This is a genomic window from Chelativorans sp. J32, from assembly GCF_000518985.1.
In the GTDB taxonomy this organism is placed as follows: Bacteria; Pseudomonadota; Alphaproteobacteria; order Rhizobiales; family Rhizobiaceae; genus Chelativorans.
This window is the reverse complement of record NZ_JAEQ01000029.1, coordinates 14,135-35,751: the sequence shown is the minus strand read 5'-3', so window position 1 is coordinate 35,751 and position 21,617 is coordinate 14,135. Positions and strand designations below refer to the sequence as shown.

At 59.6% G+C, this 21,617-nt stretch carries 22 protein-coding genes; 7 read left to right on the top strand and 15 right to left on the bottom strand.

Annotated features, from left to right (window positions below):
• Positions 1 to 13: 13 nt before the first annotated feature.
• The gene (locus tag CHEJ32_RS28105) at positions 14 to 112 is read left to right on the top strand and encodes a hypothetical protein (protein ID WP_371179806.1); all 99 of its coding nucleotides are present in this window, start codon (positions 14 to 16) and stop codon (positions 110 to 112) included.
• A gap of 468 nt (positions 113 to 580) precedes the next feature.
• On the opposite strand, the gene CHEJ32_RS26450 is transcribed toward CHEJ32_RS28105, so the two are convergent.
• The 4 genes from CHEJ32_RS26450 to CHEJ32_RS0122375 are packed head-to-tail and all read right to left on the bottom strand — an operon-like array spanning position 581 to position 1,730.
• Positions 581 to 760, bottom strand: coding sequence for a hypothetical protein (locus tag CHEJ32_RS26450; protein ID WP_051469856.1), 180 nt, complete (start codon positions 758 to 760; stop codon positions 581 to 583).
• Positions 739 to 1,143: a hypothetical protein gene (locus CHEJ32_RS25780; protein ID WP_156936779.1), complete on the bottom strand. Its 405-nt coding sequence runs from the start codon at positions 1,141 to 1,143 to the stop codon at positions 739 to 741. Before CHEJ32_RS25780 ends, CHEJ32_RS26450 begins: the two co-directional genes overlap by 22 nt.
• On the bottom strand, positions 1,080 to 1,421 hold the full coding sequence (locus CHEJ32_RS26445) for a hypothetical protein (RefSeq protein WP_028035773.1): 342 nt from the start codon (positions 1,419 to 1,421) through the stop codon (positions 1,080 to 1,082). Before CHEJ32_RS26445 ends, CHEJ32_RS25780 begins: the two co-directional genes overlap by 64 nt.
• A gap of 42 nt (positions 1,422 to 1,463) precedes the next feature.
• Positions 1,464 to 1,730, bottom strand: coding sequence for a hypothetical protein (locus tag CHEJ32_RS0122375; protein WP_156936778.1), 267 nt, complete (start codon positions 1,728 to 1,730; stop codon positions 1,464 to 1,466).
• Between the two features lie 182 nt (positions 1,731 to 1,912).
• Here CHEJ32_RS0122375 and CHEJ32_RS25775 point away from each other — a divergent pair, with 182 nt between their 5' ends.
• Entirely contained in the window at positions 1,913 to 2,884 is a 972-nt protein-coding gene (locus CHEJ32_RS25775) for a CRISPR-associated endonuclease Cas3'' (RefSeq protein WP_051469855.1), read from the top strand.
• 121 nt (positions 2,885 to 3,005) lie between these two features.
• On the opposite strand, the gene CHEJ32_RS0122365 is transcribed toward CHEJ32_RS25775, so the two are convergent.
• The 4 genes from CHEJ32_RS0122365 to CHEJ32_RS0122350 form a co-directional block, all read right to left on the bottom strand.
• Positions 3,006 to 3,416 carry a DUF3830 family protein gene (locus tag CHEJ32_RS0122365; RefSeq protein ID WP_028035771.1) on the bottom strand — a complete coding sequence of 137 codons (411 nt, stop codon included), beginning with the start codon at positions 3,414 to 3,416 and terminating at the stop codon, positions 3,006 to 3,008.
• Positions 3,417 to 3,624: 208 nt separating this feature from the next.
• On the bottom strand, positions 3,625 to 5,079 hold the full coding sequence (hydA, locus tag CHEJ32_RS0122360; RefSeq protein WP_028035770.1) for a dihydropyrimidinase: 1,455 nt from the start codon (positions 5,077 to 5,079) through the stop codon (positions 3,625 to 3,627).
• Between the two features lie 54 nt (positions 5,080 to 5,133).
• Entirely contained in the window at positions 5,134 to 6,075 is a 942-nt protein-coding gene (locus tag CHEJ32_RS0122355) for an N-carbamoyl-D-amino-acid hydrolase (RefSeq protein ID WP_028035769.1), read from the bottom strand.
• A gap of 85 nt (positions 6,076 to 6,160) precedes the next feature.
• The gene (locus CHEJ32_RS0122350) at positions 6,161 to 7,591 is read right to left on the bottom strand and encodes an NCS1 family nucleobase:cation symporter-1 (RefSeq protein WP_028035768.1); all 1,431 of its coding nucleotides are present in this window, start codon (positions 7,589 to 7,591) and stop codon (positions 6,161 to 6,163) included.
• Between the two features lie 712 nt (positions 7,592 to 8,303).
• Between CHEJ32_RS0122350 and CHEJ32_RS0122340 the strand changes: the two genes are divergently transcribed.
• Positions 8,304 to 9,530: a M20 family metallo-hydrolase gene (locus CHEJ32_RS0122340; RefSeq protein ID WP_028035766.1), complete on the top strand. Its 1,227-nt coding sequence runs from the start codon at positions 8,304 to 8,306 to the stop codon at positions 9,528 to 9,530.
• A 26-nt stretch (positions 9,531 to 9,556) separates the two neighbouring features.
• Positions 9,557 to 10,147: a cupin domain-containing protein gene (locus CHEJ32_RS0122335; RefSeq protein ID WP_028035765.1), complete on the top strand. Its 591-nt coding sequence runs from the start codon at positions 9,557 to 9,559 to the stop codon at positions 10,145 to 10,147.
• 94 nt (positions 10,148 to 10,241) lie between these two features.
• On the opposite strand, the gene CHEJ32_RS27270 is transcribed toward CHEJ32_RS0122335, so the two are convergent.
• Positions 10,242 to 11,693 (bottom strand): hypothetical protein, encoded by a 1,452-nt coding sequence (locus CHEJ32_RS27270; RefSeq protein ID WP_156936777.1) that lies wholly within the window; start codon positions 11,691 to 11,693, stop codon positions 10,242 to 10,244.
• Positions 11,694 to 12,203: 510 nt separating this feature from the next.
• Here CHEJ32_RS27270 and CHEJ32_RS0122320 point away from each other — a divergent pair.
• From CHEJ32_RS0122320 to CHEJ32_RS0122310, 3 genes are all read left to right on the top strand, one after another.
• Positions 12,204 to 12,866, top strand: coding sequence for a MarC family protein (locus CHEJ32_RS0122320; protein WP_028035763.1), 663 nt, complete (start codon positions 12,204 to 12,206; stop codon positions 12,864 to 12,866).
• A gap of 263 nt (positions 12,867 to 13,129) precedes the next feature.
• Positions 13,130 to 13,891 (top strand): M20/M25/M40 family metallo-hydrolase, encoded by a 762-nt coding sequence (locus CHEJ32_RS0122315; RefSeq protein ID WP_028035762.1) that lies wholly within the window; start codon positions 13,130 to 13,132, stop codon positions 13,889 to 13,891.
• A 785-nt stretch (positions 13,892 to 14,676) separates the two neighbouring features.
• Positions 14,677 to 15,513, top strand: a complete 837-nt coding sequence (locus CHEJ32_RS0122310; RefSeq protein ID WP_198023907.1) for an AEC family transporter — start codon at positions 14,677 to 14,679, stop codon at positions 15,511 to 15,513.
• Between the two features lie 325 nt (positions 15,514 to 15,838).
• Here the strand turns inward: CHEJ32_RS0122310 and CHEJ32_RS25765 are convergent, their stop codons facing one another.
• From CHEJ32_RS25765 to kynU, 6 genes are all read right to left on the bottom strand, one after another.
• Positions 15,839 to 16,672 (bottom strand): ATP-binding cassette domain-containing protein, encoded by an 834-nt coding sequence (locus CHEJ32_RS25765; RefSeq protein WP_051469852.1) that lies wholly within the window; start codon positions 16,670 to 16,672, stop codon positions 15,839 to 15,841.
• Complete coding sequence (locus CHEJ32_RS0122300; RefSeq protein WP_051469851.1) at positions 16,669 to 17,658, bottom strand: ABC transporter ATP-binding protein; 990 nt, start codon at positions 17,656 to 17,658, stop codon at positions 16,669 to 16,671. The genes CHEJ32_RS25765 and CHEJ32_RS0122300 overlap by 4 nt, the downstream gene beginning before the upstream one ends.
• A gap of 2 nt (positions 17,659 to 17,660) precedes the next feature.
• Positions 17,661 to 18,509, bottom strand: coding sequence for an ABC transporter permease (locus tag CHEJ32_RS0122295; protein WP_034658985.1), 849 nt, complete (start codon positions 18,507 to 18,509; stop codon positions 17,661 to 17,663).
• Positions 18,509 to 19,498, bottom strand: coding sequence for an ABC transporter permease (locus tag CHEJ32_RS0122290; protein ID WP_028035758.1), 990 nt, complete (start codon positions 19,496 to 19,498; stop codon positions 18,509 to 18,511). Before CHEJ32_RS0122290 ends, CHEJ32_RS0122295 begins: the two co-directional genes overlap by 1 nt.
• A gap of 86 nt (positions 19,499 to 19,584) precedes the next feature.
• Positions 19,585 to 20,421: a tryptophan 2,3-dioxygenase gene (gene kynA / locus CHEJ32_RS0122285; RefSeq protein WP_028035757.1), complete on the bottom strand. Its 837-nt coding sequence runs from the start codon at positions 20,419 to 20,421 to the stop codon at positions 19,585 to 19,587.
• Positions 20,418 to 21,611 (bottom strand): kynureninase, encoded by a 1,194-nt coding sequence (gene kynU / locus CHEJ32_RS0122280; protein WP_028035756.1) that lies wholly within the window; start codon positions 21,609 to 21,611, stop codon positions 20,418 to 20,420. Before kynU ends, kynA begins: the two co-directional genes overlap by 4 nt.
• Between the last annotated feature and the right edge of the window lie 6 nt (positions 21,612 to 21,617).

Below are 21,617 nucleotides of genomic sequence, written 5' to 3'. Positions count from 1 at the left end.
CCAGCATCAGAAAGTGTTCGAAGCGATTGCCGACCGCGATCCCTTTGCCGCAGAACAGGCGATGCGCCAACATCTCGCATCGGTCTACGAGCATCTGCAAAACCGCGTTTGATCCGAACTTCGAGCGCGGCAGTAAAGAAGAGAACTGCAGAGCTATTGTCCCGGATGGCGCCTCGAGCTGCATTCTAGAACAGGTCGGGTTACCGCACTCACGATTCCTCATAGACAGCGACGATTTGCTTGTGAGATCTCCTTGTCGAGATGCATGCGATCGAGGAGTGTGCGGTCGTCTTCAAGTGTTGGGCGAGTCCGGATTTTTCTGCCTGCCGACAACACACCGGGATTCAGAGCCGAGCCAATCGCGAGGGCGATATCAATGGCTCAACCCTTGGGCACGTAGTCGCCGGTGGATCTGACCAGGAGCGCCTAGCGCTGGCACCCACTGCGGGAATCGTATCGTTCTCGATCAGTGAAAGCCCAGCCCCGTCGCAAGTGAGGCTGTAGGAATCCTGGCGGCCGACATTCGCTACTGCACAGCTTGCCTGCTTCTTCTCGCCTACTGCTTACATCCCTTGTTGCGCTACTCCAGCCAAGGCAGGATGCGGCCGGTCACCACCACGTGCTGACTTTGCCATATCCTTGCGCCCCAGGCCTGCGCGATCACGACGCCATCCACCCCCGCCCGTACCGGCCAGGCCTCCGCATCGATGTGTTCGAGCCCGACGACCGTGCCTTCCTTCACCCGCTCGCCGCAGGGCATGAGCGGCTCGTAATGGCCGGAGACGGGAGAGGAGAAGGCGTGAAGCAGGCGCGGTCAACCATGGCCGCCTTCACCTGCGTGTTGTCGCGGTGATGGTCGATGGGCGTGATCTCGCCGCGCAGCTGCCCCGTATGGATCGTCGCTGCGAGCATACCATGCCGGTCATAGCGCACCCCGTCCGGCTGCACGGATGCTCCAGCCGAGCTCAGCACCGATCGTGATCCTGCCGAGCCGCTCCGCTCGCTCGGCAGCAGGCCGGGCCCCTCGTTCTGGTAGACGATCACCGTCGGCGTGCCGAACCAACGGGCGGTTTGCTCGATCAGCCGCCCCTGCTCGGGATCGTCGAACAGGTGGAAGCTGGTGCCGAGCGCAAAGCGCGCCACCACGCCGCCCGCATTTCTCGTGCCGCGGCGACAAGCTCGCGGTCGCGCCCGGGGTCTTGCCCGAACACGCGCCAGCCGAATTTCACGGCACGAAAGCCCTTTTCGATATAGCCTTGCGCTGCCTCGGCCATGCCTTCGGGCGTCGAGCGGAAGAGCGTCGAGGTATAGGCCATGACCTTGTCGCGGCGGCGTGCGCCCAAAAGCTGCGCCAGCGGCAGGACGGATGCCTGCGTCCTTGTCGACCACAGGCAATTGTCGATCGCGGAAATGCAGTGCATGGCGATGCGCGGCGGCCGTAATAAGCGCTGCCGACATAGAGCTTATCCTACAGGCGCTCGACGTCGAGCGGATCTTTGCCGACGAGGATCTGTGAGAGGGTGTGGAAGCCGAGCGTCCATGCCCTGCCCGGCGATGATGGCGACGGCGCCCGGCGCCAGGGTCTCCACGTCCGCCCAGCCCCCCTCGTCGGTTGCCATGCGCACCAGCAACTGCCGGTCGTCATTGTCCGTGGCTTCCGCGCCGCTGGCTGGCGAGGCGTAACCTTCCTCGCCGCGCAGGAGGATAGGTTCGACAGCAGTGATGCGCATCAGGTCCTCGGCAGATCTTGAGTGGGTGAGAAGGACGCACTGCGGCCCGGTCGGCAAAAAGGCAGGCCACGTGGTGGCCAGCGGTCGCCCGCACGCGTTTATCAGCCCAACCCGTGCCTCATGCGAGAACCTTGACATACAACCATCCTGAATCCAAGGTTGCATCGGCGGGGAGATGGACGTTGTTTTACGCGCATTCGGCGGGCGAGAACCCGCCATCGCAATGGCAACCATTGAGCGAACACCTTGAAGGTGTTGCGCGCCTTGCTCAGCGCTTCGGCGGCGTGTTCGGTGCCGGAAACGCGGCAGGGCTTGCCGGACTTCTGCACGATCTCGGAAAGTACACCCTTCCCTTTCAGGCGCGGCTATCGGGCGGCGAGCCGGTTGACCATTCCACCGCCGGAGCGGTCGTCGTCCGCGAGCTTGCAACCGATCCGCGCGACCGCATCATGGCCGAAATCATCGCCTATGCGATCGCCGGCCATCACGCGGGGTTACCTGATCGCATCGGCGCAGGCGGCTCGCTTTCCGAGCGGCTGAAGAAGACGCTCGATCCGCTCGACGCGCAATGGCGTGACGAGCTTGCGCCGGACGCCTCGGGCCTCATGCCGCCCCTGGCTCTCGATAGGGAGCGTGCGGCCTTTCAACTCGCCTTCCTTGGACGAATGATCTTCTCCTGCCTGGTAGATGCCGATTTCCGCGACACCGAAGCATTTTACGACCGGATCGAGGGGCGGCAGCGGGATCGCGAATGGCCGGCACTCAGCACGATTATCGACGGGTTGGTCGCCCGCTTCGATGCCCATATGGCGGAAAAGCAGGCCACGAGCAGCCCATCGCGCGTCAACACGCTGCGCGCCGAGATTCTTACCCATGTCAGGGCAAGGGCGGGCGAGCCGACCGGCCTCTTCACGCTGACGGTTCCGACGGGTGGCGGCAAGACGCTCGCCTCGCTCGGCTTCGCCCTCGATCACGCGCGCCGGCACGGCCTCGAGCGGATCATCTTCGCAATTCCCTTCGCGAGGGCGTGGATTGAAACTCACGCGATACAGCCGCCCCTCAATGCTGAAATGGTCGCTCCTCACGCGAGGGCGTGGATTGAAACACCGGCCCGCTCGGCTGCGGGGCGGGGTGGGTCGCTCCTCGCGCGATGAAGGCCCTCCTGAGCAACAGTTCTCGGGTTCTGGAAACCGCCGAACCGCTCCTCGGCAGCTTGGAGAAGGTGAGCTCTCCGACCTTTTTCTGGAAGGAGCTCAGAACAAGCAGGCAGGCCGACTATAGGGAGAACACGATGTCCTGCGCGCCCTGCCAGAGAACCTTCCTGCCCAGTTCGGCAAGATTCTCCTGACCTTCAATGATGGTCAGGAAATGGTTGCCGGCAAGCTGCCCCATCTTGCTTGCGAAGTTCACCCCGCCATAGGCGAGCAGGATCTCAGTCTCGCTGTATCCTCCCGGATAGAGGATGAACTGGCGGGGGGCCGGATAGCTGGTCGCGTTCTCGAAGCTCACGCCGAAGTCGGTGTCGCCCAGCGGAATCCAGCAACCTTCGCCACTCCAGCGAACATGGATGATGCGCTCCTTGTACGGCAGCAGGGAAAGGAAAAGCGCGCAGGTCTTCGGCGCAAGCCCTTCTTCGAGCTTTGCCTGGAAGCTGTATCCACCCGCTTCGATCTTTATTGTTTTCATTTTTCTGCTTCTCCGCACTTTTAGGTTCGGACACGTTCAAATGACACCCGCGCCAACTCGCGAGGCGTCGATCATTGATTGCGGGATGCCCGGCCAGAGGCCTGAGGAAACAAAACGGGCTGACCAGACGGTTCAGCACGTTCGCCTTCCGAAAGCGGAGCGGCAGAAGAGCAGCCGCTCCGGATCGAAATACAGGACAGCTTGGCGATCACACACCAATCGGCATGTGTTCCGGTGAACGATTGACGGCGCGTGGCGCGGTAAGCTCCTTCCATGCCGTAAGCGCCTTGGCGACGGCTGGGAAAGCCGGGCGCTTGATATGTTTGCCGCGGCCCGGCCTCGGCTCGTTCGCGCCCTCGCCCCAAACGACGTCGCCACGCGATATCGTGTAGCGCGGCAGGCCGAAGACTTCCATCCCCTCGAAGACGTTGTAGTCGATGATCGACTTCTGGGTCGACGCCTTGATCGCTTTGGATGCCTTCGGGTCCCAAACCACGAGATCCGCGTCGGAGCCCGGCAGAATCGCGCCTTTGCGCGGATAGATGTTGAGAATCTGGGCGATGTTGGTCGACGTCACTGCGACGAATTCGTTAGGCGTCAACCTGCCGGTCTCAACCCCGTGTGTCCAAAGCATCGACAAGCGATCTTCGACCCCTCCGGTCCCGTTCGGGATCTTGGTGAAATCCTTCAGACCCAGGCGCTTCTGTTCCGAGGTGAAAGCGCAATGGTCGGTCGCCACGACCTGGAGCGAGCCGGACTGAAGGCCGGCCCAGAGCGACGCCTGATGCGATTTGTCCCGGAATGGCGGCGACATGACGCGCCGGGCTGCATGATCCCACTCTTGGTTGAAATATTCGCTTTCATCCAACACCAGATGCTGGATGAGCGGCTCGCCGAAGACCCGCATCCCCTTCTGCCGGGCGCGGCGGATCGCCTCGTGCGCCTGCTCGCAGGAGACGTGGACGATGTAGACCGGAACGCCGGCGGCGTCGGCGATGGTGATGGCGCGGTTGGTCGCCTCGCCTTCCACCTCGGGCGGGCGCGAATAGGCATGCGCCTCGGGGCCGGAAATGCCCGACGACATGAACTTCTGCTGAAGTGCTGCGATCAGGTCGCCATTCTCGGCGTGCACGAGCGGCAGGGCGCCGAGTGCGGCGCAGCGCTGGAAGGAGGCGAACATCTCGTCGTCGTTCACCATCAACGCGCCCTTATAGGCCATGAAATGCTTGAACGTATTGACGCCACGGCTCACGGCGGTGGCCATGTCGTCGAAGATCTGCTTCGACCAGCCGGTGACGGACATGTGGAAGGAATAGTCGCCACAGGCCTGCCGTGCCGCGCGCTCTTCCCAGATATCGAGTGCCCTTAGCATGCCGTCTTCGCCGGGAATGACGAAATCCACCACAAGCGTCGTCCCGCCCGAGAGCGCGGCATAGGTGCCGCTCTCCCAGGTCTCGGCGGTCGTTGTGCCCATGAAGGGCATTTCCAGATGGGTATGCGGATCAATGCCGCCCGGAATGACCAGCGCACCCTCGGCATCGATAACCGTTTCAGCCGTCAAGCCTTCTCCGATGGCGGCAATCTTTTCGCCCTCGATCAGGATATCGGCTTCGTAGCTGCGATCCGCCGCGACGATGGTGCCGCCTTTGATTACCTTCGACATGCTATCAACCTCTGCTGTGAACTTGCTTGGGGAGCCCCGCCCGTCATGAGCCGATCATTTCTCGGGAGGCTCTATGGCGCCCTTGCGCTCGACGATCAGCCTGTATGCCTCGGGCTCGCGATGGCGGGCGAAATCGAAGATCGTCTGCCGATAGCGCTTGCCCATGTCGAGGTCGCAATTGGCAGTTATGACTTCGTCTTCCAGTGTGGCGGCCATGGCCACGATCTCGCCTGAGGGCGCCACGATGACGCTCTGCCCGACCATGCTCGACCCCTCCTCCTTGCCGCATTTGGCGGTGCCGATGACCCAGGTGGCGTTCTGGTAAGCGCCGGCCTGCATCGACAAGTGGTTATGGAAGCTGGTCAGCCCGTCGATATCGGGATGGCCCGTATGGTCGAAGGGCGTGTTATAGCCGAGCATCACCATCTCGACGCCTTGGAGCCCCATGACACGATAGGTTTCGGGCCAGCGCCTGTCGTTGCAGATGCACATGCCCATGATCCCGCCGAACGCCCGCCAAACGCCGAAGCCTAGGTTACCGGGCTCAAAATAGCGCTTCTCCAGATGCTGGTGGACGCGTCCAGGCTGCGGTTCAGAATGGCCGGGCAGGTGGACCTTCCTGTATTTCCCCACGATTTCGCCGTTCTGGTCGACGATGATGGAGGTGTTGAAGCGGCGGCGTCTGCCGCCCTCGTTCACCAACTCGGCATAACTGACATAGAAGCCAACACCTAGCTTCTTGGCCTCCTCAAAGAGCGGGGCAGTTTCCGGCCCCGGCATCTCCGTTTCGAAATAGCTGTCGAGCTCGGCCTCATCCTCGATCATCCAGCGCGGGAAAAAGGTCGTGAAGGCGAGCTCGGGGAAGACGACCAATTCTGCTCCCCTGCCCTTGGCTTCGCGCATCATTTCGACCAGCCGGCGGACCGCGTCCCTGCGGGTCTGCGACTTGGGAATTGGCCCCATCTGCGCCGATGCCGCTTTGACGATACGCGTCATGTCCAATCCTCCCTTTCTTTGGCTAAATTCGGCTGCGAACCCCGGTCCGGTCAGGATGGACATGATCCATCCTGACCGGAGATCGTTACCGAGCGGCAGCGGCCTCGGCTGAGCGGCTATAGCTCTTGCTGAGCTGCCAATGGACCAGTGCGCCCACGGCCACGCCGACCGGCCAGGCGAAGGGTGCAAACACACCCAGCGAAGGCACGATGCTCAGACAGATGGTGATGGCGCCGGAAACGAGCAGCGCGGAAACAGCCTTCATGTTGTAGCCGTTGCTGTAATAGTACTTGCCGGACGGTCCATCCTCGAAGAGGGCATCGGTATCGATAACGCCGCGCCGGACCAGGTAATAATCCGTCATGATGATGCCGTAGAGCGGCCCCATCAGCGCGCCCACGCCGCCAATAAAGTGATTGACGATCACCGGGTTCGAAAACAGGTTCCAAGGGGTTATCACCACGGAGAGCAGCGCGACCAGGATACCCGCCCTTCGGAAGGTGAAATGGCGCGGCCACACATTGATGATGTCGTATACCGGCGCGACGAAATTCAAAATGATGTTAATGCCGGCCGTGGCGGTTCCCACTGCGATGATCGCCACCAGCAGGATCGCGATGCTGTCGATGTCCTTCAGCAGCACGATCGGATCGTGGATAGCCTCCCCGTACACCTTCACCGATGCCAGGGCGATGACGATCGAGATCGCGCCGAAGGCGGTCGCGTTCAGGAGCAGACCCCAAGCATTGCCACGGCGCACCATCTGCTCGTCGGGAGCGTTGCGGGTGAAATCCGCGAAGTTCAGAGTCGGACCGGCGAAATAGGAGACGGTGATGAACATCGCCGACAACATGGCAATAATGCCGCTGTTTCCCTCCACCGTGCGGTAGCTGAAATCGATGGACCAGCCGGCACGCGCCAGTATCCAGATCGCAAGAGCGATCATGGCCACCCAGATCGCCGGACCGGCGAAGTCAGAGAGCCTACGGACAGCTTCCATGCCGCGGGAGAGCACGACGAGCTGGGCGAGCGAAAGCACCAGGAAGCAAATCCACCCCAGCGAAGACAGGCCGAGGATCGAGTCCTGTGTCAGCACGTTTGACGACGGGATGACCTTGATGACCAGCAGCATGACCGCGGCCGAGGCCAGATAGGTCTGGATGCCGTACCACGCCACAGCGACAATCGCTCGCAGAATGGCCGGGATGTTCGCGCCGTACACGCCAAAGCTGGCGCGCGCGAAGACGGGAAAGGGCACCTTCACGCGCTGCCCAGCAACGCCGCTGAGATTGTTGGTGAAATAGAGCACCACGATGCCAAGCGTGAAGGCGACGATCATTTGCCAGCCGGCCAGCCCCAGCGCGAAAAGGCCGATGGCCATCGTATATCCGCCCAAACTGTGCCAGCCGGACATCCACCAGGCCAGTAGGTTCCAGGTTTTCCAAGTTCCGGTCGCACTTTCCGGGGAAAGTTCGACATTAAACAGTCGAGAAGCCTCATTCTTGTGGCTGGGCATTCTTGTTCCTCCAAAAACTCCCCAAGCGAAGAATTTCTTCGCGATTTCTGTCATCTAAGAATAATTTACAAATGAACTGAATTCTGGAGTACAGATGAAAATATTAATCTTGTTGCAAAAATTCATAAAGGAGGGCTAAGCAGCCTTTCTGGATTAAGGACTGTCCTCAAGCAGACCATGCCGGATCGATGGATCGCCCTTCCAATCCCCTCGCCACCGAACTTCATCGCTCCCCGCCGACAGATGCATCCATCTCCCCCTCGCATCCGAAGCTCGAACCATGAAATTTCATGAGCGCGGTGTCAAGTTTCTTTCCTAAAAAACATATGAAGAAATTTTGCGCGCGGAAATAGCAGGCCAACACCATAGCCAAATAATTGAAAACCCTCAAAATTTTCTTGAAAAGTGCAGTTCCAGAGCTTAGGAATATACCTTGACTAATAGGAATTGTCCCTCTACCCAGCATGTGGAGGATTACCCTTGCATTCCCGTAAGACCAGTTCGCCGTTGTCTGCAAAGCGAAGCCGCACTGGAATTTGGAAATGATGCTCGACCGCATTTTCATCCGGTGCCGTTTGCGGACAGCGTGATAACATCCGCTGAACGGCAGAAGTCCCAATCTGATCGAAATACTTGGGAATTCTTGCCAAGATCAGGATTTTGCAAGACCCCTCTTCCATTCCCCTCACCAAGCTGCGGGAGCACAGAGCACATGGAAAGGACCCTGACGAAAGGTGACAGACTTTGGTCCACCTTGATGGAAATGGCCTGCATCGGGGCGATCGCCGAAGATGGATGCTGCCGGCTATCGCTGACAGACGAGGACCGGCGGGCGCGAGATCTCTTTGCCCGCTGGTGTCGTGACGCGGGCTGTGTTCTCCGTGTCGATCCTTTCGGCAATATGTTCGCTATCCGGCCGGGTTTGAGAAATGACGCCCCGGCGATCCTGGTCGGCAGCCACCTCGATACACAACCTCATGGCGGCCGATTCGACGGCGTGCTGGGCGTTTTGGCCGGGCTGGAAATCCTGCGCGCGCTGAACGATGCGGGTATCAAGACCGAGCACCCTATCGCCGTCGTCAACTGGACGAATGAGGAAGGCGTGCGCTTCAAGCCAGGCCTGACCGGATCGAAGGGTTTCATCGGCGCGCTGGACAAAGCCGCCATCGAAGGAGCCGGAGGCGCGGACTATTTTTCCGAGTTGAGCCGGATAGGCTATGCCGGCCAGCGTCTCCTGGATTTCGAGGCCCTCGCCTATTACGAGCTTCACATAGAACAGGGGCCTGTACTCGAATTGGCAAAAGCTCCCGTGGGAATCGTCGAAGGCGTCCAGGGGGTCAGGTGGTTCGAGATCGAATTCCATGGCCAGGACGCCCATGCCGGCACAACGCCGATGGACGGCAGAAGCGACAGCTTCATGGCCGCTGCAAGTCTCGCTTTGCGGCTCCGCGAGGGTGCCATTTCCCTGGAAAAGAATATCCGCTTCACGGTCGGCCGTGTCGAGGTCAGCCCGAATTCGCAGAACACGGTTCCGGGCAGTACCAGGCTGCATATTGACGTGCGCCATGGCTCCTCGCCTGTTCTCGACGCATTCGAGCGGCTGATGGTCGAAGTCATCTCCGAAGTGGAGGCGCAGGAAAATGTTCGTGTGGGCATCCGGCAAACCATGGGGGTCGCGCCAGTCGATTTTGACCATACATGTCGGGAGCGTCTGTGGAAGTGTGCCCGCGCCCTTGGGCTTGAGCCCGTTTCGCTGCAGAGCGGCGCCATGCACGATGCGAGCAGCCTGGCGACGTCTTTGCCGACCGCCATGCTTTTCGTGCAGTCCCGCGACGGCATCAGTCATAATCCTCTGGAATGGTCGGACCCCGATCATATCGCAACCGCTTGCGAGATCCTCGCGCAAGCTGTTCTTTTACATGCTGGCGCTCCTCTTTGAGGGGCACGGCGGGCGGAGATGTGATCGTGACGCGTGAACGACAAGGCGACGAACCACTTAAGATCGGAGCAAAACTGAAACATGCCCGGCTTATGCTCGGCCTAAGCCTCTCCGAAGTGGGCGAGAGGATCGGCGTCACGGAAGGCTATCTGTCCAAGCTCGAAAACAACCGTTCGCAGGCTTCCATGGCCACGCTGCATCGGCTGGTCGGGGCGCTCGGCATGAATATGAGCGAGCTCTTCGCCACCTCCCCGGAGGACAGCCTGCCGATTACGGTGATCCGCAGCGGCAACAGGCCCAAACTCGTCACCGGCCACCGCCGTGCCGGGAATCAAGTCACGCTGGAGCGACTGGTGCCCGGATCGTCCGGCCAGCTTCTCCAAATCAACATCCATGTCATCGCGCCCGGTGGCGGCAGCCTAGAACCTATCAGCCATGACGGGCAGGAATTCGGCTTCGTCCTCAAGGGGTCGGTGGAGATCACGGTCGAAAATCACTCCATCCAAATCGGGGAAGGCGACAGCTTCTATTTCGATTCCGCGCTCGCCCACAGCTACCGCAACATAGGCGACAGCGAGGCTCGCATCCTTTGGGTCAATACGCCACCGACCTTTTGAGCGCCGCCCGAAGCGGTCTATTCATGCGAGCCGTCTGTTGGCGAGCGCGACCAAGATCGGACTCTCGCGCATTCGCTGGATCCGGCAATCGTCCTCAAGAAGCTTGACGACCTTCTGCACCTTCCGAGGCAATTGTTTCGGCAAGCGCCCCTGCATTGCGCATCGCATGTTCAGCAGCCACAATTCTCATCGCCCCGATCGTCTGCCTGATTGATTGGGGACTTTCAGGAAGGGATAGTTGGTACAACCCATCAGGGCGACGGGCGCCCACCACGTATTCACCAAGACCGTAGCCTTGGGCGTGCAAGCGAAGCAAATGCATTGCATGGAAAGCACAGTCGCCATCCGGAGGAAAATCATAACCCGCATCACCAAGGCGAACGGTGTAGTGACCCTGATTCAAATGAAGAACCCCAGCAAAGGGCGCTCCCTGATCACCGACATCAATTGAATAGCGAGGGGTCTCTACGCGGAATCTTATTCCGTAGTCGTGCGCAAACATCCCAAACGCGTAAGTAAAGAGCTGATCCGCATGGGGAAAATTCCATTCGCCTGGTATCAGCAAGCGTTTTGCGGCTTCATTCACGCCATTGATGCGCTCGCGTACACCGTGGTCTGCCGTGTGGCGCGGCCCGGTGACTGATTTTTGCTTCAGTGCAACGATGGTGCCGTCGGCTCTTACACGACGTCGGAGCGCTACGAGTGATAAACCATGTTGTTGAGCGAATGTCGTTTGAGTTACTTTTCCAGGCCCACGTCCGATGGACTGCGAAGCGAGCTTCAACAGTCCTTCATCCATTTTTCTAAACTTTGCCTCTCCACGGCATCTTTCTAACCTCTGCTTTCCTGAAAACGTCAAGCCGCCGTCTGCCTTCACATAAGCGCGGAGTAAAGAAAGTGGGAGACGCTTCTCCTTGGCAAATTGCGGCAAGCTGATTTGGTTGGGGCCCTTCCCTATCACTTGGCAGGCATTCTGAAGCAACTCAGGCGTTAATCTACTCAAGCCTGGCTCAGATGCACCGGTCATCATTAGTTCGCCTCTTGGCTTCAGCTTGCATCCGCGATCTATATACCTTCGCAAGGCGAGGTAAGACACGCTATGCTTTGTAGCAAAGTCGGATAAGCTCGTTCGTCCCGGACCCTCCCCTATCTCTTGCAAGGCAAGTTCGAGCAATTGAGGGGTCACTTCTTGCAACGTGAGAGTGCCCTGCAATTGTGCCAGTCTCTGCTGACCAGTCACCGTTAGGTTACCATCAGCTTTCACGAAAAGACGCAGCGCCCACATTGGGATCTTGTGTTGATGCGCGAAATCCGCCCGGCTTACCTTCCCGGGCCCGCTTCCGATCTGCTGTGACGCAAGCTCAAGTAGATCAGCGGTAAAATTTAAGATAAATGCGGGCCGGCGATTGGTAGAACCTGCCCCTGTTGGAGGATTGCCTTGGGGCCCAGCCGTAAACGGCGAATCTTCGGGTCCCCCTTCCGAAAAATCTTCCGCAATGATGTCCAAAAAGAAGCGTTCATTTGCTTCTGCATCTGCCTCGAGCAAAGGCGAAAGCGCCGAGAAATCAAGGTCGGAAAAAGGAGAAGGCGTGCGACCTGCAATGGACTGCGAATCTCCTTCAGCGCCCGGTGACACTCCGGTTTGTCGTCTGGAACACGGTGCTGAACAGTCCGATGGCTGGTTTGGAGACGGCTGAGAGGTAGACGGAATTTGGGAGCTTCGCATGTTCCAAAGGTGCTCCAAGAAATGGGTTGCTAAGCGCAAGGAGGATTTCGTCGAAATAATTCGTGCGTGTATACGCTGCTTTGGTGTTATGAATGAATGTTAAAACCTTATAGCGCAATAAACGAGCGATACGCCGGCGTTTAGGCGCACCGCGGTATCTCTCTGTTCGAGCCTGTTCCGCATCCCGCTCTATGTCCATCTGACCAGATGAGAACCGATGATACGCTGATTATGAGCGAGGCTATCTCACACTTATTCACTCAAAGCTGATTTTCCCGATCCATTAGAAACACATTATCATCTCCTCCAGAACGTCACGATAGGTGTTGCGTGAACAATGTTATAAATGCATTTTTCATGACGTATGCGGCGCTGTTTCCCATCATAAATCCGCCTGGCGCAGCTCTGATCTTTCTAAACGTAACCAGAAGCTGTGAGCCCGAGGTGCGCCGCAAGCTTGCCCTACGAGTCGCCGCAAGTGGGTTCCTGCTCCTCATTTGCGCGATTTTTACGGGGTCATATATCCTGGCCTTTTTTGGCATTTCGCTTTCTGCCCTGCGGCTTGCCGGCGGCCTTGTCATCACCATGATGGGGTGGCGCCTGCTTAACGGTGATGACAACTTTAATGACAAAGAACCGGCGCGCCGGGACTCTCAAAATGGGGAGATGGATCTGGCATTCTATCCGCTAACGCTACCGCTTACATTCGGCCCCGGTTCGATTGCCGTCGCGATGGCTTTGGGTGGTCGGGAACCCAATCATCTCAACGGGCTTGGTAGCGCTGTCTCACAGGATATGGGGGTCATCGCAGGAATAGGTGCGATTTGCCTGACCGTTTATCTGGCTTATCGATATGCAGGGGGATTGAAGAGGGTTTTGGGGAGAAATGGTGGCAACGTGCTCTTGCGTTTGGCTGCCTTCATCCTCCTGTGCATCGGCGTTCAGATCGTGTGGCAAGGAATGGCTGGCCTTATTCAAACCCTTCCACGCTGAAGTCCTCTACCGCATTTCATTGGCGGACATTGATAGAGGAAACATGCACAAGCATTATTTAATTTCTTATGGTTTATTTTCATCATGCTCACACATATTCTGAATATTTATTTCGTACCACGCCACATCAATCGGACATATATTGAGATTTATACTAATCCAGCACAAGAAATCGGTTGCGTCTGAGCGCTGCTGTAAACCCGTTTCCGCTGATGCTGACCATCGGCGAATTAAGTGCTCCCAAACGAGATAAGAGGAAATTCATGACGAGCAGCCCCCAGAAAGGGCGAGATCGCGCAATCGCGCGCGCCCTAGCCTACGTCGAAAACGGCACGTTCGAGAAGGATCTCGCGCGCCGCGTTGCCCTTAGAACCGAAAGCCAGAAGATTCCGGACAGTTTGCCCCTCCTTTACCGTTATCTCAAAGAGGAGATCGCTCCCGCGTTCGAGCGCATGGGCTTCACAACACGCATCTATGACAATCCTGTTAAGGGCAAGCCACCCGTTCTGCTTGCGACGCGGATAGAAGATCCAAGCCTCCCCACGGTGCTCGGCTACGGCCATGGTGATGTTCAGCCGGGGCTCGACGAACAATGGACCGAAGGCAACGGGCCATGGGTCCTCGCGCATGTCGGCGATAAGCTCTACGGCCGGGGCGCTGCTGACAATAAAGGTCAACACACCTTGAATATGGCGGCTCTTGAAGCCGTATTAGCCGAACGAGGCGGCCGGTTCGGCTTCAATGTCAAATTCATGCTCGAGACGGGCGAGGAAGTGGGCACGCCAGGTCTTGCCCAACTGGTAGCCGCGCATAAGGATGATTTCGCGCCGACGGAGCGCGTATATGCCTCAAATGTTTTCCAGGTGCTCGCGCTTTTAGCCGGTACACCGGAGCATCCGGTCGGTGCAGTCCCGGCGAAGGCGGTTGCCAATTGCCAGATGCGCTTTGTAGCCGGGACGGACGCGAAGAATATACTACCCGCGCTGCAGAAGCACATCTGGACGAGCACGGCCTCTCCATGGTGAAGGTCGTGAATCCTCCTTCACAATACGCCGCCTTTGACAAGGCTACGAGGACAGAACCGGACAATCCCTGGGTGCAGTTTGTCATCGCTTCACTGAAGCGGTCGTGTGCCGCCGAGCCGGCAATCGTTCCACAGATGGGCGGCTCTATTTGTAATGATATCTTCACGGATATCCTCGGCATCCAGCCATCTGGATCCCACATGGCTATCCGGACGACCAGCAGCATGCGCCGAACGAAAACACTCTCATCTCCCTCAACCGCTCTGCAGCCGAACTGATGGCGGGTCTCTATTGGGATATCGGAGAGAAACGCGGGCCGGCAGCCACCGCCGGTACCTCTGCAGTCTAGGAACCTGGCCTACAGAGGCAAACATGATAGTCACCATGGTTTCCATGATGCTGCCGGTCGTGCTCACGGTAGCGTTCGGCGTATTGGCCGGCTGGCAGCCACAAACACGCACTCTCCATTCAAAGCATCGTGTTCTGCTGTACCGCGGGAGGTCGTGAAACGCCCGGCTCCCATATAGCTCGTTCGTAGAAGGCTTCTCGTTGAGCAAAGTCGCACCAGCAGCCATGGGCCAACGCCGCGAGTTCTTGCTTATCCACTCCAAGCCCCTAGCGTGCCCTAAACTCCGGTACTGCCGTAGCGGGCGTGAACCGCGCGGACGCAGCAATAAAACGCGACGTAACTTGAGCTATGCCGCTTGCTGCCAAAGCTCCGGATAAAGGAAAGCGGCCCAGGTCATCACGACGAAAATATGAGGGCGGCCGATGCATTCGGCCGCATGCTGCTCGTCTATGCTCTTCCGCTGAGCTTGTTCACCAGCACGGCCGTACTCCCTCTCGATATTCTCCTGGATTACTGGCCACTGGTCGTCGTACTTCTAGGCGCAACTCTAGGACCATATTTGGTTGCCTTGCTCTGCGCGCGATGGCTGTTCCGGCGCCCATTGGCCGAGTCGGTTTTGCAGGCCTTGGGATTTGCCACCCCTTCCGTCATTAGCGGCTTGCCGATTCTGACCTCGCTGGTTGGCGATAAGGCGAGCATCGTGGTGCTTGTCGGGGCGCTAATCAGCAACATCGTCACAGTCCCGCTAACCCTGGTTCTGCTTGTCCTTGCCCGCGAACGAGAACCCGGGGCCACGGTGGGCCAGGCGGCAATAGGAGCTTTAAAGCATGCATTTTCGCAGCCGATCGTTTGGGCGCCATTGCTGGCAATTGTGGTGGTGCTGAGTGGAATCCACCTGCCAGAGCAAATTGTCGCCTCAAGCCGCTTGCTCGGCAACACAATTAGCGGCGTGGCACTGTTCGCATGTGGCGTTATCCTGCAAGCGCAACGCCCCGGCTTCAACAAGGCCGCCGTGGTGACGACCATCGCCAGGCTGCTCGTCATTCCTGGCGCTACCCTGGCAATGCTCGTAGCCATTGGTGCGCCGCATACTCTGGTAATTGAGACAGTCCCCGCCCTCGGCCTGCCAGCCGGTACCATATTGGTGCTCTTTGCGATGCGATACAATGCAGGCGAGCGCGAGAATGCTGCGGTACTTCTTTATTCGAGCCTGTTCTGCATCCCCACATTGTCACTCTTTGTCTGGATCATAGGTGCCTTATCCGGATCATAATGAAAGTCAGATGCTCGGCGCAGTGCTCGGGCTGAGACTGCATGCACGTCTCAAACAGACGTCCGATCTGCAAACGAGCAAAACACCAGCCCAATCGTACCGGCCTCAGCTTGCCGGTAGTTGCGCGGAGCCAACAGCGGCTTCGTAGCGATCAGCGGCGGACAATGCGGCCGCTTGCGGATTTGCCAGACACCGTGCTCGAAGCCGATTTGGGCACCATCGGCGGGCATTATGATGTCAACCTAACCGCACCTACAATTGATGAAGGATTTTGCCGGTCGCGTAACCTCGCGCGCAGCCCCTCCGGCAGGAAGCTAGGTTGAAATCATGATGATCCACCGACAGTGACGCGCGCATCACAGAAGGTTCTCGTGCCACGCATGGGCACGTTCGGATCGGCAACCGGGATCGCCTCGATCAGCGTACGCGTGAATTCATGCTGCGGATTGCGCCAGATCTCCCCCGCTTTGCCGACCTCCACGATCTGTCCGAGATACATGATCGCCACGCGGTCGGCGAAATTCTCGACCAGTGTCAGGTCATGGGTGATGAAGAGATAGCTCACCTCGAAATCGCGCTGCAACTCATAGAGCAGGTTGATGATCTGCGCCTGCACAGAGACATCGAGCGCAGAAACGGGCTCGTCGCAGATGATGAGCTTGGGCCGGAGCGCGAGCGCCCGGGCGATGCCGATGCGCTGGCGCTGGCCGCCGGAAAACTCGTGCGGGAAACGCCTCGACCAATCCGGCCGCAGGCCCACCCGCTCCATGAGTTCGAGCACTGTCTTGCGGCGTTCTGCCACCGTTCCCACACCGTGCAGGTCAAGCGGCTCGCGGATGAGCGTCTCCACCCGCTTGCGTGGATTGAGCGATGAGAACGGATCCTGGAACACGCATTGCATAGCCGCGCGATGCGGCCGCAACTGGCGGCGCGATAGCCCGCTCACTGTCTGCCCGTCGAGCATCACGTCGCCGGACTCGATCTTCTGCAGGCCGAGGATGCAGCGCGCCAGCGTGGTCTTGCCGCAGCCCGACTCGCCCACAAGCGCCAGCGTCTCGCCGCGTTGCATTTCGAAGGAGACGCCCCGCACGGCATGAACCTTCCCTCGCGTCGTGTCGAAGCTGCAATGAAGGTCGCTGACCTTGAGAAGCGGGCTCATTGGACTGCCTCAAGACGTCCGGGATGGTGACAGGCCACGATCGTGTCACCCACTTGCCTGACGGCCGGGTGCACCGTTTCGCATTCGCGCGTGGCGCGGGGGCAGCGTGGCCGAAACCGGCAGCCGCTGGGCGGGTCCGTTATGGCGGGAACCATGCCGGGAATCTCCTCCAACGGCTTTCCTCCTGCCCGCCTGCGGCCGGGCCTCGGCGTCGCGCGCAATAGCCCTTGCGTATAGGGATGCTGCGGCGAGGCGAACAGCGTCTGGACCGAAGCCTCCTCCACCTTGTGCCCGGCATACATCACCACCACCCGGTCTGCCATCTGGGCGACGAGGCCGAGATTGTGGGTGATGAGGATAATGGCAATGCCCAGTTCATTCTGCGCCCTCTTGAGCAGCCGCATGATCTGCGCCTGCACGGTGACGTCGAGCGCCGTCGTCGGCTCGTCGGCGATCAGAAGATCGGGCTTACAGGCCAGCGCCATCGCAATGACGACGCGCTGGCGCTGGCCGCCGGACAGCCGGTGCGGATATTCGTCAATGATCCTGTCGGGGGAAGGCAGGCCCACCTCGCGCAGGAGTTCCACCACGCGCAGGCGTGCCTCCGCCGCGGATATGTCTTCATGTTCGAGGATGACCTCGGCCACCTGGTGTCCGATCGTATAGACCGGGTTCAGCGCCGCCATCGGCTCCTGAAACACCATGCCGATGCGCCGGCCGCGAACCTTGCGCATGGCGGTGTTATCGTCGACAGGTAGCGGCTCGCCGCGAAACAAGATGTCGCCTGACCGCCTTTCGAGACCGGGCGGTAAAAGCCCCATGACGGCCAGCGACGCCATGGACTTGCCGCAGCCCGATTCACCGACGACGGCGAGCGTCTCGCCCGGCGCGACCGAAAAGGTGACGCCACGCAGGATGGCCGTCTCGGTCATCCCCCTGGGGCTGACGCGCAGATCGCGGATATCGAGGAGGTTCGTGCCGTTCATGCTCAGACTTCCCGTTTTCTGAGGCGCGGATTAAGCGCGTCGTTCAGCCCCTCGCCCACGAGGTTGAGCGCGAGTGCCGTGATCAGAAGGGCCGCGCCCGGGATGGCGATGATGTACCATGCATCGCGGATCTGGCCTCGCCCCATGCCGATCATAGTGCCCCAGGTGATCACATTGGGATCACCGAAGCCCAGGAAGGACAGTGCGGATTCCATCAGGATCGCGGTCGCCATCAGCACGCTCGACATCACCGTTATGGAGGAGAGTGCGTTGGGCAGGATTTGGGTGAAGATGATCCTCAGATCGCTCATGCCGATCACCAGGCAGCTGTGGACGAAGGCACGCTCGCGCAGGATGAGGAATTCGCTGCGCACAAGGCGGGCCACCGTCGGCCATGAAACGATGCCGAGCGACATCACCACCGCCTCGATGGACGTGCCGAGCACCGCGATGATTACGATTGCCAGCATGAATTGCGGGATGGTCTGAAAAAGCTCCGTCACGCGCATCAGCACGTCGTCTACCCATCCCCCGTAGTAACCGGCAAGAGAGCCGACGAGGATCCCGATGACAAGCGCGAAGCAGACGGCGATGAAGCCCACCATCAACGACACCCGCGCGCCATGGAAGATGCCGGCGGCAATGTCGCGTCCGAGACTATCGGTGCCGAGCGGTACTTCCGGCATGGTGCCCGGCCATGTCAGCGCCGGTGCGACCATGTCGTAAGGATCGCCTGGAAACACATAAGGCGCACTCAACGCCATCAGTATGATCGCGAGCAGCAGGAGAACTCCGAGGGCGAGCGTCCAGTTGGAGAAAATCGTCCGGGAAATTGCAACGAGACGCGGCATTACCGAAGTTCCACAGTGGGGTTGATCAGGGCATAGAGCAGGTCGACGGCCAGATTCACCAGCACCACAAAAATCGAGGAAAGCACAAGGATGCTGAGAAGCAGGTTGAGGTCACGCTGGAACATCGCATCAAACATCAGCCTGCCGACACCGGGCCAGGAAAACACAGTCTCCGTAAGCACCGCACCGCCGAGAAACGCGCCGAGATTGGTGCCCGCCACGGTGATGAGCGGAAAGATCGCGTTGCGCAATGCATGATGATAGGCGATCCGGTTTTCCGAAATGCCCTTCGCGCGCGCCACACGGATATATTCCAAGCTCAACACTTCCAGCATGCCGGCCCGGACCAGCCTGGTATAAATGGCGAGATAGAAAACGGCCTGGGTAATGGCTGGCAGCGCCAGATGCCGCATCACGTCGAGCACATAGGCAAGGCCCGTCTTGTTGCTGATGATATCCGACATGCCGCCGGTCGGCGTCCAGCCGAGCTTGACCGAGAAGACCACGATCATCATCAACCCGATCCAGAAAGGCGGCGTCGCATAGAAGAGGAGCGAGGCGAGTGAGATCAGCTTGTCGGGAAGGCGGCCTGCCGTCCGGGCGGCGACGACACCCAAGAGGATGCCGAACACGAGCGCCATGGCGATGCTGCTCCCGACCAGAATGAGCGTCGCCGGAATGCGTTCGAAGATAAGCGTCGAAACCGGCATATTGTGTCTGTAGGAATAGCCGAAATCGAACATGAAGAGCCGCTGGAGGAAGGCCCACAATTGATGAAGCATCGGCTGGTCGAGACCGAATTCCCGCCGCAGATTGGCCAGATACTCGGGGTCTGCCGTGCCCGCCTCACCTGCGAGCACATCGGCCGCATCGCCTGGCGCAAGCTGCAACAGGAAGAAATTGATGATGGCAATTCCCAGCACGGTCAGGACGACATGCACAAGCCGCTTGCCGAGATAGCTCAACGGGATCCTTCGCTTGGCGGTTATCACGTGTGATTGGCCTTTCCGGTGCCGGTCGCCTGGCAAGGCATGTGGGGCGCGGCTGCATGTTTCATCGTAAATAGATCACCACATCAGAGCTGTGTGCGCACTTGCCAGAGCTCCGGGAAAAGCTCCACCTGCAGCATCTTGCGCAGGTAGGAAACGCCACCCGTACCGCCCGTGCCACGCTTCAGCCCGATGATCCTCTCCACCGTGGTCACATGGTTGAAGCGCCACCGCCGGAAATAATCCTCGAAGTCGACCAGTTTTTCGGCCAGCTCATAGAGCGGCCAGTGCTTTTCGGGGTCCTGGTAGACAGCCTTCCAGGCCTCGGTGACCTGCGGATTCTCTGTGCGCATTTCGCGCCAGTCGGTGCGCTCGGCGTCTGCGCCGATATCGAAGCCGTTGCGCGCCAGAAGCAAAAGCGCCTCGTCGTAGAGGCTGGGCCTCGACAAGACCTCCTCGAGCGCGGCGAGAATTTCTGGCCGGTGCGCGTGCGGCAGCAGCATCGCGGGGTTGCGGTTGCCCGCCAGAAACTCGATCATCCGGTATTGGTAGGACTGGAAACCTGAGGATTGGCCGAGCGAACCGCGAAACTGTGTATATTCGCTCGGCGTCATGGTGCGCAGCACGTCCCATGCATTGTTGAGCTGCTCGAAGATGCTGGCAACGCGGGCGAGCATCTTGAATGCCGGCTGCACCCGATCCTGCCGAATCTCCCCCATGGCCGAGGTGATCTCGTGGATCGCAAGCTTCATCCAGAGTTCCGACGTCTGGTGCTGGATGATGAACAGGAGTTCGTCATGCGCGGACGACAAGGGCTTCTGCGCACTCAGCACAGGCTCGAGGCACAGATAGTCTCCATAGGACATCCGCCCTTCGAACGACATCTGGGCGCCTTCCCTGGAAGGATCGTAAGGCGTTGTCATGTTACGAGGGACCTCTGCTTGAATTCGGGAGCGTCCCAGAGGCGGTTGGCGAGCACATCCTTCAGGATGGCGACTGCCTTGAGCACGTCTTCCTCATCGATATAAAGCGGGGTGAAACCGAAGCGCAGCACGTCCGGCGCTCGGAAATCGCCGATCACGCCGCGTGCGATCAGTGCCTGCATGATCGCATAGCCGTCGGGGTGACAGAACGACACCTGACTGCCGCGCCGGTCATCCTCGCGCGGCGAGGCAAGCGTGAGCTCTGCGCCGAGCGCCTCGACCTCGCGGATGAACAGGTTGGAAAGCGCGAGCGATTTCTCACGCACGTCCTGCAGCGACACCCCGTCCCAGACGTCGAGCGCCGCGTCCAGCACCGCCAGCGCGACGATCGGCGGCGTGCCGACCCGCATCCGTTCAATGCCCGGGGCTGGACGGTAATCGAGATCAAAGGCGAAGGGCGCCTCGTGTCCCATCCAGCCCGAGAGAGCCGGGCGAGCGCTCTCGGCATGTTCCGGCGCAATATAGATGAAGGCCGGTGCGCCCGGTCCACCATTCAGATATTTATAAGTACAACCCACCGCGAAATCGGCCTTTGCTGCGGTAAGATCGACGGCGAGCGCACCAGCCGAATGGGCGAGGTCCCAGATTGTGAGGGCTCCTGCCGCATGCGCCTTTTCCGTCAACCTGCGCATATCGTGCAGGCGTCCCGTCCGGTAATCGACCTCCGTGATCAGCGTCACCGCGACGCTCTCGTCGATCGTGTCTTCCACCGCTTCCGGGTCCACGACACGCAGCTCGTAATCGGGCCCCAGCGATCTGAGAAGCCCCTGCGCGATATAGAGATCGGACGGGAAGTTGCCGTTGTCGGAAAGCACAACCCGCCGGCCGGGCCGCATTTCAAGTGCGGAGGCAAGCGCCTGGTAGACCTTGATGGAGAGGGTATCGCCCATTACGACCGTGCCTTCTGCAGCGCCGATCAAGCGCGCGATGCGATCGCCCACTTTGCGGGGTTGCAGCATCCAGCCGGCGGTGTTCCAGGCGCGGATGAGCTGACTGCCCCACTCCTCGGAAAGCAGCTTCGCCACCCGCTCGCGCGCGGCGAGCGGCAGGGGCCCGAGCGAATTGCCGTCGAGATAGATGACGCCGGGCGGCATGTGGAAAAGGCCGCGGGTCTTTGAAAAATCACTCATGCCTGT

What these genes read in the sequence shown, in the direction of transcription:
- CHEJ32_RS26450 (WP_051469856.1), bottom strand. Translation starts at nt 760, where the DNA reads ATGCCCTGCGGCGAGCGGGTGAAGGAAGGCACGGTCGTCGGGCTCGAA.
- CHEJ32_RS26445 (WP_028035773.1), bottom strand. Translation starts at nt 1,421, where the DNA reads ATGCACTGCATTTCCGCGATCGACAATTGCCTGTGGTCGACAAGGACG.
- CHEJ32_RS0122375 (WP_156936778.1), bottom strand. Translation starts at nt 1,730, where the DNA reads ATGCGCATCACTGCTGTCGAACCTATCCTCCTGCGCGGCGAGGAAGGT.
- CHEJ32_RS0122365 (WP_028035771.1), bottom strand. Translation starts at nt 3,416, where the DNA reads ATGAAAACAATAAAGATCGAAGCGGGTGGATACAGCTTCCAGGCAAAG.
- hydA (WP_028035770.1), bottom strand. Translation starts at nt 5,079, where the DNA reads ATGTCGAAGGTAATCAAAGGCGGCACCATCGTCGCGGCGGATCGCAGC.
- CHEJ32_RS0122355 (WP_028035769.1), bottom strand. Translation starts at nt 6,075, where the DNA reads ATGACGCGTATCGTCAAAGCGGCATCGGCGCAGATGGGGCCAATTCCC.
- CHEJ32_RS0122350 (WP_028035768.1), bottom strand. Translation starts at nt 7,591, where the DNA reads ATGCCCAGCCACAAGAATGAGGCTTCTCGACTGTTTAATGTCGAACTT.
- CHEJ32_RS0122340 (WP_028035766.1), top strand. Translation starts at nt 8,304, where the DNA reads ATGGAAAGGACCCTGACGAAAGGTGACAGACTTTGGTCCACCTTGATG.
- CHEJ32_RS0122315 (WP_028035762.1), top strand. Translation starts at nt 13,130, where the DNA reads ATGACGAGCAGCCCCCAGAAAGGGCGAGATCGCGCAATCGCGCGCGCC.
- CHEJ32_RS0122310 (WP_198023907.1), top strand. Translation starts at nt 14,677, where the DNA reads ATGCTGCTCGTCTATGCTCTTCCGCTGAGCTTGTTCACCAGCACGGCC.
- CHEJ32_RS25765 (WP_051469852.1), bottom strand. Translation starts at nt 16,672, where the DNA reads ATGAGCCCGCTTCTCAAGGTCAGCGACCTTCATTGCAGCTTCGACACG.
- CHEJ32_RS0122300 (WP_051469851.1), bottom strand. Translation starts at nt 17,658, where the DNA reads ATGAACGGCACGAACCTCCTCGATATCCGCGATCTGCGCGTCAGCCCC.
- CHEJ32_RS0122295 (WP_034658985.1), bottom strand. Translation starts at nt 18,509, where the DNA reads ATGCCGCGTCTCGTTGCAATTTCCCGGACGATTTTCTCCAACTGGACG.
- kynA (WP_028035757.1), bottom strand. Translation starts at nt 20,421, where the DNA reads ATGACAACGCCTTACGATCCTTCCAGGGAAGGCGCCCAGATGTCGTTC.
- kynU (WP_028035756.1), bottom strand. Translation starts at nt 21,611, where the DNA reads ATGAGTGATTTTTCAAAGACCCGCGGCCTTTTCCACATGCCGCCCGGC.